The organism is Phyllobacterium phragmitis (assembly GCF_002980495.1).
In the GTDB taxonomy this organism is placed as follows: domain Bacteria; phylum Pseudomonadota; class Alphaproteobacteria; order Rhizobiales; family Rhizobiaceae; genus Paramesorhizobium; species Paramesorhizobium phragmitis.
The window spans coordinates 1-384 of the sequence record NZ_PVBR01000106.1 but is presented as its reverse complement, the minus strand read 5'-3'; the positions used below and the strand labels follow the sequence as shown (position 1 = coordinate 384).

Below are 384 nucleotides of genomic sequence, written 5' to 3'. Positions count from 1 at the left end.
ATCGCTTGAAAAATCATTTGTGTGCTGCGGTTATTGCGGTTTCGAGATAATCGTCGTCCCATCCGAGCGTTTTCCGTCTGACCTTGAGGCTGGCCTTGTCGTTGATGGAGCGAATGAGGTTGAGGCTCATATGGCGGACGGTGGCCATGTTGGCGGGCCCGTTTTGGGTTCTCAGGCGCATGAGGTCGTCATGGAAGACGACATCCATGACCCAGTGAAGGCGGATCTCCACATGCCAGTGCGCGCGCACGGCGTGAGCGAACTGTTGTGCGGTGAGGGTTGCGGAAGACAGATAGTAGCGCCGTTCGAGGCAGGTTTTTGCGCCCCGTATGGTTTCGCTCTCGACCATTGCGATCATGGCGAGATCCTTGAACCGCCATTCGC

General features: G+C 56.8%; 1 protein-coding gene. It reads right to left on the bottom strand.

Going from position 1 to position 384, the window contains the following annotated elements; translation table 11 throughout:
• Positions 1-13: 13 nt before the first annotated feature.
• Positions 14-384: ISAs1 family transposase (locus C5748_RS27540; RefSeq protein ID WP_146119666.1), on the bottom strand; the 371-nt coding region annotated here is incomplete at its 5' end.